Consider the following 16,465-nt stretch of genomic DNA (forward strand, 5'->3'; position numbering starts at 1 on the left):
TCGCCGTGCCCCCCATGACCGTCACGGACGACGAACTCCCCCCGGCCTCCGGTGGTTTCCTCGCCAGGGCCGCCTTCGTCACCGCCGCGCTCTCCGTCGCGGGGGCGCTGCTCGGGCTGGTGCGGGACCAGGCGCTGGCGCGGCTGTTCGGGGCGGGGAGCGACACCGACGCGTTTCTCGTGGCGTGGACCGTGCCCGAGTTCGCGGCGACCCTGCTCATCGAGGACGGGCTGGCGTTCGCGCTGATCCCGGCCTTCAGCATGGCGCTGGCCCGCCGCGCGCAGGGGGCTCCGGGGGATCCCGTACGGGCCCTGGTCGCCGGCACCCTGCCCCGGCTGGCGTTCGCCTTCACCGCCGTCGGCGCGCTGGCCGCGGCCCTCGCCCCGCAGCTGGTCGCGGTGCTCGCCCCCGGACTGCCCGACCCGGCACTCGCCGTCGACTGCACCCGGCTCACCGCGACCTGCGTGCTGAGCTTCGGACTCGCCGGATACTGCAGCGCCGCCCTGCGCGCGCACCGCCGGTTCACCGCGCCAGCGGCGATCTACGTGGCGTACAACATCGGCATCGTCACCGGGATGGTCGCGCTCGGCGGGGCCTGGGGGGTGCGGGCGGCGGCGGCCGGGGTCGCGGCCGGCGGCTGCCTCATGGTTCTCGTACAACTGCCGTCGCTGCTCGGGCAGTTGAGGAAGCGGACCGTTGCCGGGGAGGCGCCGGGGGAGGAGGCCCGGCCGCTCGACACCGCGCTGCTCGCGACCGTGCTGCTGTTCGCGCTGTGCCGGCAGTCGCAGGTCCTGGTCGAGCGGTTCCTCGCGTCCAATCTGCCCGCCGGGGCGATCTCGCACCTCAACTACGCGCAGAAGGTCGCGCAGATGCCGATGATCCTGTCGGTGATGGTGTGCACGGTCACCTTCCCGGTGGTCGCGCGGGCGCTCGCCGAGGGGGACACCGAGACGGCCAGGGCGCGGGTGGAGCGGGACCTCTCGCTGGCCGCGTGCATCGTGCTCCTCGGCACCGCCGTCGTCGTCGCCTGCGCCCCCCAGATCATCGAGATCCTCTTCCAGCGCGGCGCGTTCGGCCCGAGGGACACCGCGGCGACGGCCGGAGTGATGCGGGTGTACGCGCTCGGACTGCTCGGCCAGACCCTGACCGGTGTCCTCGCCCGCTCCTACTTCTCGGCCGGCCGCGCCCGCTGGTACCCGGTGGGCGCGATGGCCACCGGGATCGTCGTGACCTCCTGGGCCGGCGCGCTGAGCGTCGGCGCCTGGGGCGTGTACGGGATCGCCGCCGCCAACGCGGCCGGCATCACCGTCACCGCCCTGGTCCTGCTGGCCGGTACGGCGAGTGAGCCGCAACCGGCTGAGGCGCCCCGGAGGCGAACCGCTCATCAGCACAGCCCGCGCAGTGTGCCGATCCGCACCCGGGGCGTGCTGCTCGAACTGAGCCGGCCGGTACGGGCGGCCCTGGTGGCCGGGCTGGCCGGCGCCCTCGTCGCCGCCCGCTGCCCCGGCACCCTGACCGCGCTCACCGCCGGCGGTCTCACCGTGACCGTCGTCTTCGTCGTGCTCGGCCGGGCCCTGGGCGCCCAGGGCGTGGTCGACGCACTCCACTCCGTACGTTCCGCGACCCGGAGGCTCTCCCATGGACGCTCCTGACACCAACAGACCGAGATCCGTGCCCTGGGTGGCGATGTACCACTCGGTGGCCGAGGACCGCACCGACGCCACCGACCCGTACCGCATCACCGTCACGCCCGAGTGCCTCGACCGGCAGCTGACCTGGCTGGGGAAGAGGGGCCTCAAAGGGGTCTCCATGGCCGAACTCCTTGCCGCGCCCGACCGCCGCCGGCTCGTCGGCCTCACCTTCGACGACGGCTACGCCGACTTCCTCACCGGCGCCCTGCCCGTACTGCGCCGCCACGGCTGTACGGCCACCCTGTTCGCGCTGCCCGGCCGGCTCGGCGGCGACAACGCCTGGGACCCGCTCGGCCCGCGCAAACCGCTGCTCACCGCCGACGGCATCCGGCGGGCGGCCGACGAGGGCGTCGAGATCGGCTCGCACGGCCTCACCCATGTCGACCTCACCAAGGCCGACGACCTCACCCTCAAGGCGGAGACCGTGGACAGCCGCACCGCGCTCGCCGCCCTCACCGGCACCCCGCCCACCGGCTTCTGCTACCCCTACGGCACGCTCGACCAACGGGCCCTGGACGCCGTACGGAACGCCGGATACGGCTACGCCTGCGCGATCGACCCCGGCCCGCTGAACGGCCCGCACGCGTTCCCGCGCGTGCACGTCGGGCAGAACGACAACTCCCTGCGGCTGTCGCTGAAATACCGGCTGCACCGGTTGCGCCGGCGTCCCGTCGAGGGGCTGCGGTGAGGGTCCTGCACATCATCACCGGGCTCGGCGTGGGCGGCGCGGAGCAGCAACTGCGGCTGTTGCTGCGGCACTTGCCCGTCGAGTGCGAGGTGGTGACGCTGACCAACCCGGGCGCGGTGGCGGCCGGGCTCACCGAGGACGGGGTGCGGGTCGTCGACCTCGGCATGGCCGGCAACCGTGATCTCGGGGCACTCCCCCGGCTGGTCCGGATCGTCCGCTCCGGCGGCTACGACCTCGTCCACACCCATCTCTACCGCGCCTGTCTGTACGGCCGTGTCGCCGCCCGCCTTGCCGGGGTCCGGGCGATCGTCGCCACCGAACACTCCCTCGGCGACTCGCAGTTGGAGGGGCGCCGGCTGTCCGCCGGGGTGCGGGCGCTGTACCTCGCCGGGGAGCGGCTCGGCCGGGCCACGGTCGCCGTCTCGCCCGCGGTCGCCGGGCGGCTGCGCGCGTGGGGCGTCCCGGCGCCCCGGATCGAGGTCGTGCCCAACGGCATCGACCTGGCCCGCTTCCGCTTCGACCCGGCCGCCCGCCGGCGCACCCGGCAGCACCTCGGGCTGCCGCAGAACGCGTACGTCGTCGGCGGCATCGGACGCCTCGCGGCGGGCAAACGCTTCGACGTCGCCGTCCGGGCGCTGGCCCAACTCCCCTCGGAATGCCGGCTGTTGCTGGTCGGTGGCGGCCCCGAGGAGAGCGTGCTGCGGCGCATCGCGCACGAGGTGGGGGTCGCCGACCGGGTCCTGTTCGCGGGCGAGCGCCCCGCCGTGCCCGACGGCACCCCGGGACCCGATCTGCCCTCGCTCGCCGCCGCCATGGACGTGTTCGTCTCCCCGTCCCCGGAGGAGACCTTCGGCCTGGCCGTGGTGGAGGCGCTGGCCTGCGGACTGCCCGTGCTGTACGCGTCCTGCCCCGCGCTGGAGGACCTCTCCGCTCCCGGCGCCCGCCATGTCACCGGCGGCGCCCGGGAGTTCGCCCGCGCGCTGGCCGAGACGCGCGCCGCGGGTCCCGCTCCGCGCACCGCGCCGGACGCCGTCCGGCACTACGACATCACCCGCAGCGCCACCCGCCTGATGGGCGTGTACACAGCCACCGTTTCTTCTTCTGCTGCTTCTTCATCACCCAAGGGAGTCAGTTCCCCATGACCGAGTACTCTCGCCGTCCCGCTGCCCTGCGCCGTGCCAGGGCGCTCCCGCCGTGGTCCCTGCTCGTGGCGGGCGCCGTCGCGGGCGGTCTCCTGGGCGGCGCCTACGGCGTCCTGAAGCCGCCGGTGTACACGGCGACCGCCTATGTCGTCGCCGTACCGAACGAGAAGTCCGACCCGGCGTCCGCGCTGGGCTTCGCGCAGGCCTACGGCCGGGTCGCCACCCAGCTCGCGGTGCTGGGCGACGCGCAGGTGTGGGCGGGCGTGTCGGCGAGGACGCTCCGGCGCGGGGTGCAGACGGCGACCTCGCCGGACGCCCCGATGGTGGCGATCACGGCGACCGCCGAACGCCCCGACCTGGCCGCCGACATGGCCAACGCGGTCTCCCGGTCGCTCACGCAGCACGCGAAGGACACCGAGAAGACCACCAACGTCGAGCTCCAGCAGTTCGCCCGCGCGGTCCGGCCCACCGACCCGTCCTCGGCGTCCCCGGTGCTGACCGGCCTGGTCGGCACGAGCGCGGGCGGGCTGCTCGGCGGGCTGGCGCTGTTGGTACGGCCGAGGCGGGAGCGGGAGCCGGAGGCGCGGGCCGGTGCCCCGACGTCCATGCCCTCGCCGGCCTTCGCCACGGATGTGCACGGCGCGCTGTGAACCCGGCGTACACCACGGAAGTCGTCACCGACGAGCGGGACTTCGCCGCCCTCGCCCCCGCCTGGGGCCGGCTGTACGGGCGGTGCGCGACGGCCACCCCGTTCCAGAGCCACGCCTGGCTGCACTCGTGGTGGCTGTCCTACGGCAGGCGCGGCCGGCTGCGTCTGCTGGTGGTCCGCGACGGCGAGGAGCTGGTGGCGGTGGCGCCGCTGACGGCCGTACGGCGGCCGGTGCCCGCGCTGGTGCCGCTGGGCGGGGCGATCTCCGACTACGCGGACGTCCTGGTCGACGACGAGCACGGCGAGCGGGCCGTCACCGCGCTCACCGAGGGCCTCGCGAGGGCCGCCCGCACCGCGCTGATCGACTTCCGCGAGGTGCGGCCGGGCGGCGCGGTGGAGCGGGTCTACGAGCACTGGAGCGGGCCGCGCCGGCGGGTGGACGACTCGGTGTGCCTGGAGCTGCCGGCCGCGCCGATGGACGAGCTGCTCGCCCGGCTGCCGTCGGCGAAGGCCCAGCGGGTGCGCGCCAAGCTGCGCAAGCTGACGGCGCTGGGGGTCGAGCGGGAGGCCGTACACCCCGACGACGTGGACGGGGCGCTGCACCGGCTCCTCGACCTGCACCGGTTGCAGTGGCAGGGGCGGAAGGTCACCGGCGAGCATCTGCGGCCGAGGTTCTGCGAGCACCTGGTGCGCTCGGTCGGGCCGATGGTGCGCTCCGGAAACGCGGTGGTCACCGAGTTCCGGCTGGACGACGACGTGGTGGCCGTCGACCTGACCCTGCTGTCCCGGCGCCTCGCGGGCGGCTATCTGTACGGCGCCCATCCCCGGCTGCGGGAGCGCAAGGCGGACGTGGCGGTGATGCTCCTCGACGCGTGTGCCGAGCACACCCGCGACGGGGGGCACGGCACGCTGAGCCTGCTGCGCGGCAACGAGCCGTACAAGCACCACTGGCGGCCCGAACCGGTCGTCAACCAGCGGCTGTTGCTGGCCCGGCGGCGCACCGCGCCGCTGCTGTCGGCGGCGCTGTGCGACGTGGCGGCGCGGCGGCACGGCAAGGAGGCGCTGCTGCGCTGGCAGCGGCGGAAGGAGCGTGACGGTGGCGGCGGTTCCTGAGGCGCACCCACCGCCACCGCGTCTCGGCTCACCGGCCGCGCGACCACCAGTCCAGACGCACGCACAGCCTGCCGCCGATCCAGTGCTCGACCCACTCGCCGAGGTTCAGCGGCGTGCAGTTCGACGGGGGCACGGGCGTCGTGGGCTCGGTGGGCGTCGGCTCCTCGCCGCGGCCGGTCAGGATCGAGCGGTAGACCTCGGACGCCCGCGGGTTCTGCCGGCACTGCCAGACGCCGTGCGGGCAGTAGTCGGTCAGGGTGTTGTAGAGCGGCTTGTGCTCGTCCATCCAGGCGAGCATGCGGCGCATGTACTCCGGGTTGTCGCCGTTGCGGAACAGCCCCCACTCCGGGTAGGAGACGGGCTTGCCGTGGGCCTTCGCGAAGTCCACGTGGGCCTGGAGGCCGAGGGGTTCCTTCACCTGTTCGTCGAAGGTGAGACCGGTCGGCTGGTCGTAGGAGTCCATGCCGACGACGTCGACGGTGTCGTCGCCCGGGTAGCACTCGGTCCACGGGACGGCGTCCTTGCCCCTGGTCGGGGTGAAGTCGAACCTGAACCGCTGGCCCGGCACCGCGCGCATGGTGGTGACGATCCGGTTCCAGTACGCCTTCCACGCCTCCGGGTCCGGCCCGCAGCGGTGGGTGTACGTGATTCCGTTCATCTCCCAGCCGAGCACGATCACCGAGTCCGGCACCTGGAGCTTCACCAGCCGCTCGGCGAGGGCCCGGAAGTGGTGGTCGAACTCCCCTGCCGCGCCGCGCTGGAGGAGCGCGCGCACCTCGTCGTCGGGCACGCCCTCCTCGTTGCGCTCCAGCATGGGGACGTTGAGGACGAGCATCCGGTCGTCCTTCTCGCGCCGCCAGTCCGCCCACACGTCGAGGAAGCCGGGCGCGCCCTCGATGTTGCTCCACCGGTCGCCCGGCAGATAGGTGTGCCCGACCCGCAGCTCCGCCCCGCCCAGCCACTCGCTGAGCCGGGCGATCCGGGCGACGCCCCGGGGGCCGTAGTCGAGGTAGGCGCCGAAGGCGGGGTCCGCGGGTGTCGGTTCCGGGGGCTGTGCCACGGCCGGTCCGCTTCCGGACACCAGCGCGGCCGACGCCAGGACCGCCGCCAGGACGGCGACCGGCCGACGGGACCGGGCGCGTCGCTTCTGTGGAGCCATGCCTGCTCCTCTCTTCGCTCTCACGGTGTCACGGAGGGATCCGTACGCATTACTGACACTTAGTCATATGAAAGTCACACAAAAAGGAACGGCGCCACCACAGTTAGCCCGACCTGATGAGACTGGAGAGAAAATGGCCTCCTCCCCCCTCGACAGCCGCGTCCCCGCCGTACTGCTGCGGATCGACCGGAACCCCTTCCACCACGGCACGCTGGGCGCCGTACGCTCGCTCGGCCGCGCCGGAGTCGATGTGCACGTGGTCGCCGACTCGGCCGGGAGCCCCGTCCGAAGCTCGCGCTACGTACGCCAGTTGCATCCCCCGCCGCCGCCCGGCGCCGCGCCCGCCGACATCGCCGCCGTACTGCTGAGGGTCGCCGCGCGCATCCAACGGCCCGCCGTGCTGATCCCGATGGACGACGCGGGCGCGCTCGCGGTGAGCAGACTGCGGGAGGAGCTCGCGCCCGCCTATCTGCTGCCGCAGCAGCCGGGCGCGGTGCCCGAACGCGTCGCCGACAAGGCGGAACTCGCCGGACTGTGCGCGGCGGCCGGTGTGCCGCACCCCGACACCGTTGTCCCCGACAGCGCCGCCCAGGCCGCCTCCGCCGCCCTGCGGCTCGGGCTGCCGGTGGTGGCCAAGTGGAGCAGGCCCTGGCTGCTGCCGACGGACAGCGGACTGCGCAGCACCCTGGTCCTGCGCTCCGCGCACGAGGCGCGCGAGCTGTACCTGCGTACCGAGGAGGCCGGCAGCCCCCTGCTCCTCCAGGCCTTCCTCCCCGCGGGCCCCGACCGCGACTGGTTCTTCCACGGCTACGCCGACCGCTCCGGCACCCTGCGGGCCGGCGGTCCCGGCCGCAAGCTGTCCGCCTGGCCGCGCCGCGCAGGGCTCACGGCGGTGGGCGAATGGACCGATAACCCCCAGGTGCGCACCCTCGCCGAACGGCTCACCCGGAACCTCGGCTACCGGGGCATCCTCGACCTCGACTTCCGCCGCTGCGGCACCACCGGCGACTACCACCTCCTCGACTTCAACCCACGGCCCGGCGCCCAGTTCCGGCTCTTCGCCGACGCCGGCGGCCTGGACGTCGTACGCGCGCAGCACCTGGACCTGACACACCGTCCGCTGCCGCCCCGGGCGCCGCAGCCGGGGCGGTCGTTCGTGGTGGAGAACTACGCGCCGCTCGCCGCCCTGCGCCGCGCCCCCCGCGGCCGTGAACTCGCCTGGTACGCCCCCGACGACCCCGTCCCCGGCCGCGCGCTGTGGGCCCTGTGGGGCGCACACGTCGGCCGCCGCCTGCGGGCCCGCCTGCCCGGGATCCCGCCGGCCTCCCCCGCTGCCTCCACCCCTGTGACCGATCCGAGCGATCCGAGCGACGACGAGAAAGCGAGAAGTTGCTGATGTACGACCTGCTGGTGGTGGGCGCCGGCCCGTACGGCCTGTCCATCGCCTCCCACGCCGCGTCCGCCGGGCTGAGTCTGCGTGTCTTCGGGCGGCCGATGGCCTCCTGGCGCGACCACATGCCCGGCGGCATGTTCCTCAAGTCCGAGCCATGGGCCTCCAACCTCTCCGACCCGGCGGCCCGCTGGCGGCTCGACACGTACTGCGCGACGCGGGGTGTGGCGGCCCGGCACGGGGAGCCGATCCCCGTCGAGATGTTCGCCGAGTACGGACTGTGGTTCGCCCGCAACGCCGTCCCCGAGGTGGACGAGCGCACGGTGACCCGGATCGCGGCCCGCCCCGGCGGCGGCTTCGAGGCGGTCACCGAGGACGGCGAGACGGTGTACGCCCGCACGGTCGCGCTGGCGGTCGGCGTCATGCCGTTCGTCGAGATCCCCGCCGCCCTGCGCGGCCTCCCCTCCGGCCTGGTCACCCACAGCAGCCACCACAGCGACCTCGACCGCTTCCGCGGCCGGGACGTCACGGTGATCGGCGGCGGCCAGGCCGCCCTGGAGACGGCGGCCCTGCTCGCCGAACAGGGCACCCGGGTGCGGGTGCTGGCCCGCGCGGACCGGCTCGTCTGGAACGACGTGCCGCCGCCCTGGGAACGCCCCTGGTGGCAGTCCGTCCGCTCACCGCACAGCGGGCTCGGCCCCGGCTGGCGCAACTGGTTCTACGCGGAGCGGCCCGGGCTCTACCGCCGGCTGCCCGAGCCGAAGCGGGCCCGGATCGCGGCGACGGCACTCGGCCCGGCCGGCGCGTGGTGGGTACGGGACCGGGTGGACGGCGCGGTGGAGGTGCTCCTCGACCACGAGGTGACGGCGGCGCGGCCGATGGAGGGCGGGGTGCGGCTGGAGTCTGAGGGGACGCCGCCCATCCACACCTCCCACGTGATCGCGGCGACCGGCTTCCGGGCCACCCGCGACCGGCTCGGCCTCCTCGCCCCCGAACTCCGCGACACGCTCACCGCGGTCGCCGACGGCTCCCCCGAGGTGGGCCGGGACTTCGAGTCCTCCCACCCCGGCCTCTTCCTGGCCGGCCTGGTGACGGCGGCCGGCTTCGGCCCGTCGATGCGCTTCGTCCACGGCGCGACCTTCACGGCGGGCACGCTGGTCCGCGGCGTACACCGCCATCTGCGCACGTCGGCGCCGCAACTCACGATCCCGACCCCTGGACGGCGTGGGGCCGCCCAGACGGTACGGGGCTGAGCACTCCGGGGAGGCGGTTGGGCTCGGGAGGGCAAGCAGCGCGGGTGCCGGGTGTGTGGGGGGCCGGCACCCGCGCGGTCGGGGTGGGGGGTCCGTGGCGTCAGCGGCGGGACGCGGCGCGGCCCCGGCGGTACAGGATGGCGCCGCCCGCGATCAGCAGGACACTGACACCCGAGGCGGCCAGCATGGCCCCACTGCCGGTGTGCGGCAGCTGCGGTGGCCGGTGAGGTGACTCGTGATGTGAGTGGTGGGGCGGCTGGTGGGGCGGTGTTGCGTGCGGCGGGTGCGCCGGCGGAGTGGTGTGCGGCGGATGCGTGGGAGGGTGCGCCGGGGGATGCGACGGGTGGTGCGGCGGCGGCCCGGTGGGCGGCTTCATCGGCCCGCTCGGCGTGCCCGCCGGGGGCTTCGTCGGCGGTTTCGTGGGCGGCTTGGCGGGCGGTGTCGTCGGAGGCTTGGCCGGCGGCTTCGTGGGCGGCGTCACCGGCGGGTGTGTCGGAGGCTTGGTCGGGGGATGTGTCGGAGGATGCGCCGGGGGTGCCGTGGGGGGCTTCGTCGGCGGGTGGGTCGGGGGATGCGTGGGCGGATGTGTGGGCGGATGCGTCGGGGGCTCGGTCGGCGGGGTGGGACCGCCGCCTCCGGTGCCGTGGTCGGAGTCGCCGTAGCCGGAGTCGCCGTAGCCGGATTCCTCCTGACCCGAATCGCCGTACCCCGAGTCGCCGTCGCCGTAGCCGTGGTTGCCGTCGTGCGAGTCGCCGTGGGAGTCGTCGTTGGTGTCCGGCGTGGCGCCGTGCGGGTGGTCCTTGGTCGGGTGGTCCTGATCGTGGACCTTGTCGTGGTCCTTGGGGGGCGCCGGGTGCGTCCGGGGTGGGGACGGCTGGTGGGCGCAGGACGTGCCGAAGGCCGGGTTGAGCGCGGCGGCCACGTCGACCGTGTTGCCGCAGACGTTCACCGGTACGTTCACCGGGGCCTGGACGGAGTTGCCCGACAGCGCTCCGGGCGAGCCCCGGCCCGTCCCGTCCGTCTGCGAGTCCGCGAGAGCGGCTCCGCCGCACAGGGACAGGATGCTCGTCGTGGCAGCCGCCACGACCATTCCCCTGCTCAGGGTCTGTCGCAACTTCGTTGTCTTCCTGCTTGAAGTGCTGAAAGAAGTGGGAAGGCCGGCCTCGGAACGCGTGGAAGCTGTCCAAGGCCGGCCTCGCCCCAGCCGCACGGCTGGAGTGACGTGTCGTCAGTCGTTGACGCAGGCGTTGCCGATTGCCGGGTTCAGCAACCCGATGACGCTGATCGAGTTGCCGCACGCGTTGATCGCCGCGTGCACGGGGATCTGGACCACGTTGCCGGACAGAAGACCCGGAGAACCGATGGCGGCACCGTTGGCACCCGTGTCGGCGAAGGCCGGAGCGGCACCGCCCAGGGCCAGGACAAGACCCGCGACGACAGCAGCACTCTTCTTCATGGTTTTCCCTTCTCTGCGGCCATGCCTCGTTAGCGGTCGAAACCGAGCGAGCACAATCGGATCGGCTCGCACCATGACCCGCAAGCTTCAAACGAGAGATAGACAGCGAGGGAAACCAATGAACGCGCGCCGCCGGTGAATTCACTCGAACGCCTTCACGTAATTCACGCGTATCGCCCACAAGCGGGCCGGAGAAAAGCAGTCCGGGCGACCCGCTCATGAGGAGCGGACCGCCCGGACAGTGACCCGCGTCAGCCGTTCTGCGCGCCGTTGCCGGAGAGCGCGGAGATGTCGTCCAGGATGTGCGACAGCGGCTCGCTGCCCTTGCCCTGGGTGCTGTTGTCCGCGCACTGCTGGTTCTGCGGGGCAGACAGGACCGGGAGGTCCTGGACGCCGACGTTGGCGACGACGGCGACCAGGGACTGCACGTCGGCCTTCACCGGCAGGCCGACACAGAGCTTGTTGGCGGTGCCTTCGACCAGGCTGGCCTGCGGGCTCAGGTCGCCCTTGGTCACCCGGTTGCCGAACGCGTCGTGCGCGCCGTTGCCGCTGGCGGACGTGGTGCCGCTGTCGTCCCCGATGGCAAGCGCCTGAGGCGCGGCCGCCGCCGAGACACCCATGACGGAAGCGGCGACCGCCGCCACGGCCATTGCCTTCTTCAGCATTTCGCTATTCCTTTCCCTGTCCTGGCCTCGAGCCAGAACCACGTGCCTGCCACCGACTCAACCCGGCGTTCCGGGATTGGTTCCTGCACTTCACCCGATCGGTTTTCCGACACCCCGGACGGCCCCGCACCAATGGGCCATCGGAGTGAACCGGAGGAACCAAACCGCACGGCGGCAGTTGATCAGACCGCTCCGGTGGACGGGGTTTCTCACGAAAGGGACTCAATCAAGTGATCAAGAAGGTACTGGCCACCGCTGCGGTCGCCGCTTCCGTCGTCGGCGCCACCGCGGTCGCCGCCGCCCCGGCGCTCGCCATCGGCAACGACAGCGGCACCACGTCCGCCAGCGGCAACGGCGCCAGCCAGTCGTTCGGCAACTCCGCCACGTTCGGCAACATGAGCCCGCAGATGGCGCTCATCCAGGGTTCCCTCAACAAGCCCTGCATCGGCCTGCCCGCGAAGCTCAACCTGCAGTCGCTCGTCGGCGCGGCCAACATCGGCGTCCAGGACGTCCCGATCCTGTCGGCCCCGCAGAACCAGCAGTGTGTCGAGAACAGCACCCAGGCCAAGGGCGACGAGCCGCTGTCGCACATCCTGGACGACATCTCGGCCCTCTCGGGCAACGGCGCGGCCAACAACTGAGCCCATGTCGCGGCGGGCCGCCGGTCTTCGGACCAGCGGTTCGCCGCTTTTGTGTGCTTTCATCACATTTAGTCGGATCAGGGAGAAGTTAGTGAAAAGTCCGCAACCTTCCCTCCCTGTCATCCGTTGACGATCACGCAGCTCCTCCCCCGGAGTCCGCCTTTTCGAAGGGAACGAACATGAAGAAGCTGTGGGCAACCGCGGCCATCGCCGCTTCGGTCGCAGGCCTGACGGCGGTGGCCGCACCGCAGGCCCTCGCCATCGGTGACGACAGCGGCACCACGTCGGCCAGCGGCAACGGCGCGTCGCAGGAGTTCGGCAACTCGGCCACGTTCGGTGACATGAGCCCGCAGCTGTCGCTGGTCCAGGGTTCGCTGAACAAGCCCTGCATCGGCCTCCCGGCGAAGCTCAACCTGCAGTCGCTCGTCGGCGCGGCCAACATCGGCGTCCAGGACATCCCGATCCTGTCGGCCCCGCAGAACCAGCAGTGCGTCGAGAACAGCACCCAGGCCAAGGGCGACGAGCCGCTGTCGCACATCCTGGACGACATCTCGGTCCTCGCCGGCAACGGCGCGGGCAACGGCTGATCATCCGCACCGCCGTGACAGGGCGGGTCACCGGTTCTCCGGTGGCCCGCCCTTTCGTATGTCTCCCTTTCGCGTGTCTCCCTTGGAGGGCGTGAGCAGTCCGTTGGCCTCGGTGAACTCGCCCTCGACCAGGGTGAAGGCGCGGATCGACTCGGCCCGGGAGACGGCCTCGTCGGCGTAGTCGACGGCCCGCACCTACCGACGCGTAACGGGATTTCGACGGGTTCGGCGGACTCCGCCGTCCTACGACACCACGTCCTTGCGGGCGAACCCCCGGAAGGCCAGGGCGAACAGGACGAGCGCGTAGGTGAGGGAGACGGACGCGCCCTGGAGCATGCCGGACCACTCGGGGGTGGGCTGGACGGCGTCGGCCCAGGCGAACTGCCAGTGCGCGGGCAGGAAGTGGCGCCAGTCGCCGAGGGCGGTGACGGCGTCCAGGACGTTGCCGATGATGGTGAGGCCGACCGCGCCGCCGACCGCGCCGAGGGCGGCGTCGGTCTTCGTCGAGAGCCAGAACGCGAGCCCCGCGGTGACCAGTTGGGAGACGAAGATGTACGCCACCACGATCACCAGGCGCCCGGCCGCCGTGCCCGTGGCGAGTACGCCGCCGGTGGGGAGTTCGAGTGGTCCCCAGCCGTAGGCCGCGCTGCCGACGGCGAGGGCGACGAGCGGCAGCAGGACCATCGCGCCCAGGCTGAGGCCGAGCCCGACGACGAGCTTGGACCACAGCAGCCGGGCGCGGGGCACGGGCGCCGCGAGCAGATAGCGCAGGGAGGACCAGCCGGCCTCCGAGGCCACGGTGTCCCCGCAGAACAGGGCGACCGGGATGACCAGCAGGAAGCCCGCCGACACGAACAGGTTGACCGCGGCGAAGTTGGCGCCGGACGCGGTCGCCGTGTCCATCAGGGTGACCTGGCCGTTGCGACCGCCCGGGGTGCCGCCGATGGCGAAGGCGATGAGCAGCACGAACGGCAGGGCGGCGAGGATGCCGCCCATGACCATGGTGCGGCGGCGCTTGAGCTGGCGGACCAGTTCGACGCGCAGGGGCAGGGTGCGGCCCGCCTGGTAGCCGGAGGCCACCTCGGTGAGCGTGCTCATGCGGAACCTCCGATCAGGGTGAGGAAGGCGTCCTCCAGGCGGCGGTGCGGTCCGACGGACTGCACCGGCACGTCGAGCCGGACGAGTTCGGCGACCAGGCGCTGGGCGGTGCCGTCGGCGTCGAGCCGTACGAGGAGGCCGTCGTCGGTGAGCACGGCGGACGCGATGCCGGGCAGCGCGGCGACCTTCTCGACGACCGGCTCCTCCACGGGGGAGGCGGTGCCGACGAGGAGGGTGTCGCCGGAGCCGACGATCGCGGCGACCGGGCCCGCCTGGACCAGCTTTCCGCGGTCCATGACCACGAGGTGGGTGCAGGTCTGCTCGACCTCCGCCAGCAGATGGCTGGAGACGATCACCGTCCGGCCCTCGGCGGCGTACCGGATCATCACCTCGCGCATCTCACGGATCTGCGGCGGGTCGAGTCCGTTGGTGGGTTCGTCGAGGATGAGCAGGTCGGGCAGGCCGAGCATGGCCTGGGCGATGGCGAGGCGCTGGCGCATGCCCTGGGAGTAGGTGCGTACCGCGCGGGCGAGGGCGTCGCCGAGGCCGGCGATCTCCAGGGCCTCCGCGAGGTGGGCGTCCTCGGCCGGGCGGCCGGTGGCCTGCCAGTACAGCTCCAGGTTCTCCCGCCCGGAGAGGTGCGGGAGGAATCCGGCGCCCTCGACGAAGGAGCCGACGCGGGAGAGGACGGGGGCGCCCGGGCGGATGGCGTGCCCGAAGACGCGGATCTCGCCGCCGTCGGGCCTGATCAGGCCCATCAGCATGCGGAGTGTGGTCGTCTTGCCGGCGCCGTTGGGTCCGAGGAGCCCGAGCACCTGCCCCTTCTCCACGGTGAAGGAGAGATCCCGGACGCTGTAACGGTCGCCGCCCGCGTACTTCTTGCTCAGGTCGGTGATCTGGAGCGGGACCTCGGCGAGCGCCGGGTCGGGGGCGGGCATGGCGGTACGGCGGCGGCCGGTCAGCAGCAGGAGCAGGCCGAGCCCGGCGCCCGCGAGGGGCAGCCACCAGACCCAGGAGGGCAGCGCCGCCGCGGCGGTGGTGACGGCGGGGGCGGTCGGGACCTTCAGGCCGTCGCCCTTGAGGGAGACCGTGTACGTCGCCGGGGTCACCGGGGAGGCGTAGCCCAGGTCGGTGGAGGCGAGGACCAGTCGGAGCCGGTGGCCCTCGTCGACGTCGTGGTCGATCGCCGGGAGCGTGATCGTCACGTCCTTGCCGGCCTTGGCGCCCTCGACGCGGACCGGGGAGACCAGCTGGGAGGGGAGTTCCTGGCTGCCGGCGCCGCTGACGTCGTACACCTTGGCGAAGAGGACGGCGTCGTCGGACGTGGACCTCACGTGCACGGTGACGGTCGGGGAGCCGGTGATCCGCAGGTCACCGCCGACCGGCGCCGACTCGAAGGACGCGAACTGCCCGGGGAAGTCGAGCGAGACGCCGACGCCGAACGCCGAGAGCGATGCGAGGCCGCCCGTGCCGCCGCCGAGGCCGGGCAGCGCCGAGAGGGCGGGCGGGCTGGCTCCGGCGGGGTTGTCGAAGCTCTGCTCGCGCCCGGTCAGCGCGATGGTCTTCTCGTCATTCCCCAGGCCGGGGTACGAGTTCCCGCTCGCGCCGCGCAGCGGGACGGTCCCGTCGGTGGAGTCGACGCCTCCGGTGCGGGTGACGCGGAAGGCGGGTCCGGTGTCGATGCCCTTGTCGCCCTTGAGGTAGCGGTCGAACCAGTTCGCCACCCGTGCCTGCACCCGGCTGGTCTCCAGGTTTCCGCCGTCGTGTCCGCCCGCGATCCAGTCGACGTCGACGGGGGCGCCGTTGGCGCGGATCGCCTTCTCGGCCGCGTCGGCCTGGGAGAGGGTGAAGAGGGAGTCGGCCTGGCCCTGGATGAGCAGGGTGGGCACCTTGATCCGGTCGCCGACGGCGGACGGCGAGCGCTCGTCGAGCAGTTCGCGCGCGGCGGCATCCGGAGTCCCGGACTCGGCGACCCGCTGGTACATCGAACACAGCGCGGGCTCGAACCTGTCGCAGCCGCCGCCGGTGTTGACGAAGATTCCGGCCCACAGCTTCTTGAACACACCGTCGGGGAACAGGGCGTCCGCGAGGTTCCAGTAGGTGATCGCGGGGGCGATGGCGTCGACCCGGTCGTCGTACCCGGCGGCGAGCAGCGAGATCGCGCCGCCGTAGGAGGCACCGGCGACGCCGACGCGCGGGTCGCCCTTCTTGTCCAGCTGGACCTGGGGCTGTTCGGCGAGCCAGTCGATGAGCTTCGACACGTCGGCGACCTCGGCGTCGGGGTCGTTGAGCCCGATCTTCCCGGTCGACTTCCCGAAGCCGCGCGCGGACCAGGTCAGCACGGCGTACCCGTCGCGGGCGAGGTCCTCGGCCTGCTGCCGTACGTCGTCCTTGCTTCCCCCGAACCCGTGTCCGAGCAGCACGGCGGGGCGCCTGCCCTGGGAGCCGGAGGTGAAGTACGAGGTGTCAAGCTTCACGCCGTCCACGGCCATCACCCGGTCGGTGCTGTGCACCGGGGGCGCGTCACCGTCGGAGGCGACGGCCGTCCACGTACCGGCACCGGCGAGCACGACGACGGCGGCCGCGGCGGCGACCAGCCGTCTCGGCCGCCGCGGCGCCCGTAGCACCCGCAAACCGGGCAGTCGAAGATCCATGCTTCAACGGTACGGGGTCAACCTGTCGCCGAGTTGTCGACCGGGGACTGAACTCGGGCCCCTCCCGGGGGCGTACGGGACGGCCGCCGTGTACCGCAGGCGCGGTATGCGGCGGGGGTGTGGGGCGCCGAGGACGGAGAAGCCTGGCGTGCGGTTTCAGTGGCTGCAACTGCCTGACCGCGCCCGGGACTCCTCTGAGACCGGGCACGCAATGCGTCCGTTCCGCGGCGGGCGCCCGGAGGCGGACACGGCGGTGCCCCGCCCGGAGGGGAGGGCGGG

At 72.9% G+C, this 16,465-nt stretch carries 16 protein-coding genes; 9 read left to right on the forward strand and 7 right to left on the reverse strand.

The features are described 5' to 3' along the window. Positions 1 to 14: 14 nt before the first annotated feature. The 5 genes from murJ to ACFPIH_RS46345 are packed head-to-tail and all read left to right on the forward strand — an operon-like array spanning position 15 to position 5,283. Complete coding sequence (gene murJ / locus ACFPIH_RS46325) at positions 15 to 1,652, forward strand: murein biosynthesis integral membrane protein MurJ (protein ID WP_381170625.1); 1,638 nt, start codon at positions 15 to 17, stop codon at positions 1,650 to 1,652. Then, positions 1,639 to 2,379, forward strand: a complete 741-nt coding sequence (locus ACFPIH_RS46330; RefSeq protein ID WP_381170623.1) for a polysaccharide deacetylase family protein — start codon at positions 1,639 to 1,641, stop codon at positions 2,377 to 2,379. The genes murJ and ACFPIH_RS46330 overlap by 14 nt, the downstream gene beginning before the upstream one ends. Continuing rightward, positions 2,376 to 3,521 carry a glycosyltransferase gene (locus tag ACFPIH_RS46335; RefSeq protein ID WP_381170621.1) on the forward strand — a complete coding sequence of 382 codons (1,146 nt, stop codon included), beginning with the start codon at positions 2,376 to 2,378 and terminating at the stop codon, positions 3,519 to 3,521. The genes ACFPIH_RS46330 and ACFPIH_RS46335 overlap by 4 nt, the downstream gene beginning before the upstream one ends. After that, positions 3,518 to 4,171, forward strand: coding sequence for a YveK family protein (locus ACFPIH_RS46340; protein ID WP_381170619.1), 654 nt, complete (start codon positions 3,518 to 3,520; stop codon positions 4,169 to 4,171). Before ACFPIH_RS46335 ends, ACFPIH_RS46340 begins: the two co-directional genes overlap by 4 nt. Beyond that, positions 4,168 to 5,283, forward strand: coding sequence for a GNAT family N-acetyltransferase (locus ACFPIH_RS46345; protein ID WP_381170617.1), 1,116 nt, complete (start codon positions 4,168 to 4,170; stop codon positions 5,281 to 5,283). The genes ACFPIH_RS46340 and ACFPIH_RS46345 overlap by 4 nt, the downstream gene beginning before the upstream one ends. Positions 5,284 to 5,311: 28 nt before the next feature. Here the strand turns inward: ACFPIH_RS46345 and ACFPIH_RS46350 are convergent, their stop codons facing one another. Continuing rightward, positions 5,312 to 6,442, reverse strand: coding sequence for a glycoside hydrolase family 26 protein (locus tag ACFPIH_RS46350; protein WP_381170615.1), 1,131 nt, complete (start codon positions 6,440 to 6,442; stop codon positions 5,312 to 5,314). Positions 6,443 to 6,575: 133 nt separating this feature from the next. Between ACFPIH_RS46350 and ACFPIH_RS46355 the strand changes: the two genes are divergently transcribed. Then, a complete protein-coding gene (locus tag ACFPIH_RS46355; protein ID WP_381170613.1) occupies positions 6,576 to 7,838 on the forward strand; it encodes a carboxylate--amine ligase in 1,263 nt (420 codons plus the stop codon). After that, complete coding sequence (locus tag ACFPIH_RS46360; RefSeq protein ID WP_381170611.1) at positions 7,838 to 9,085, forward strand: NAD(P)-binding domain-containing protein; 1,248 nt, start codon at positions 7,838 to 7,840, stop codon at positions 9,083 to 9,085. The genes ACFPIH_RS46355 and ACFPIH_RS46360 overlap by 1 nt, the downstream gene beginning before the upstream one ends. Positions 9,086 to 9,185: 100 nt before the next feature. Here the strand turns inward: ACFPIH_RS46360 and ACFPIH_RS46365 are convergent, their stop codons facing one another. From ACFPIH_RS46365 to ACFPIH_RS46375, 3 genes are all read right to left on the reverse strand, one after another. Continuing rightward, positions 9,186 to 10,175, reverse strand: a complete 990-nt coding sequence (locus ACFPIH_RS46365) for a chaplin (RefSeq protein ID WP_381170743.1) — start codon at positions 10,173 to 10,175, stop codon at positions 9,186 to 9,188. 138 nt (positions 10,176 to 10,313) lie between these two features. Then, positions 10,314 to 10,541 carry a chaplin gene (locus tag ACFPIH_RS46370; RefSeq protein ID WP_381170609.1) on the reverse strand — a complete coding sequence of 76 codons (228 nt, stop codon included), beginning with the start codon at positions 10,539 to 10,541 and terminating at the stop codon, positions 10,314 to 10,316. Between the two features lie 251 nt (positions 10,542 to 10,792). After that, positions 10,793 to 11,206, reverse strand: a complete 414-nt coding sequence (locus ACFPIH_RS46375; RefSeq protein ID WP_381170607.1) for a rodlin — start codon at positions 11,204 to 11,206, stop codon at positions 10,793 to 10,795. 230 nt (positions 11,207 to 11,436) lie between these two features. On the opposite strand from ACFPIH_RS46375, the gene ACFPIH_RS46380 reads away from it, so the two are divergent. After that, positions 11,437 to 11,847, forward strand: a complete 411-nt coding sequence (locus ACFPIH_RS46380) for a rodlin (RefSeq protein ID WP_381170605.1) — start codon at positions 11,437 to 11,439, stop codon at positions 11,845 to 11,847. A 179-nt stretch (positions 11,848 to 12,026) separates the two neighbouring features. After that, positions 12,027 to 12,434 (forward strand): rodlin, encoded by a 408-nt coding sequence (locus ACFPIH_RS46385; RefSeq protein ID WP_381170603.1) that lies wholly within the window; start codon positions 12,027 to 12,029, stop codon positions 12,432 to 12,434. Positions 12,435 to 12,461: 27 nt separating this feature from the next. On the opposite strand, the gene ACFPIH_RS46390 is transcribed toward ACFPIH_RS46385, so the two are convergent. The 3 genes from ACFPIH_RS46390 to ACFPIH_RS46400 are packed head-to-tail and all read right to left on the reverse strand — an operon-like array spanning position 12,462 to position 16,186. After that, positions 12,462 to 12,629, reverse strand: a complete 168-nt coding sequence (locus ACFPIH_RS46390) for a hypothetical protein (RefSeq protein WP_381170747.1) — start codon at positions 12,627 to 12,629, stop codon at positions 12,462 to 12,464. A 48-nt stretch (positions 12,630 to 12,677) separates the two neighbouring features. Next, complete coding sequence (locus ACFPIH_RS46395; protein WP_381170601.1) at positions 12,678 to 13,532, reverse strand: ABC transporter permease; 855 nt, start codon at positions 13,530 to 13,532, stop codon at positions 12,678 to 12,680. Then, complete coding sequence (locus ACFPIH_RS46400; RefSeq protein ID WP_381170599.1) at positions 13,529 to 16,186, reverse strand: alpha/beta fold hydrolase; 2,658 nt, start codon at positions 16,184 to 16,186, stop codon at positions 13,529 to 13,531. The genes ACFPIH_RS46395 and ACFPIH_RS46400 overlap by 4 nt, the downstream gene beginning before the upstream one ends. Positions 16,187 to 16,465: the final 279 nt, after the last annotated feature.

It is taken from the genome of Streptomyces vulcanius, assembly GCF_042653945.1.
Taxonomy (GTDB): domain Bacteria; phylum Actinomycetota; class Actinomycetes; order Streptomycetales; family Streptomycetaceae; genus Streptomyces; species Streptomyces mangrovi.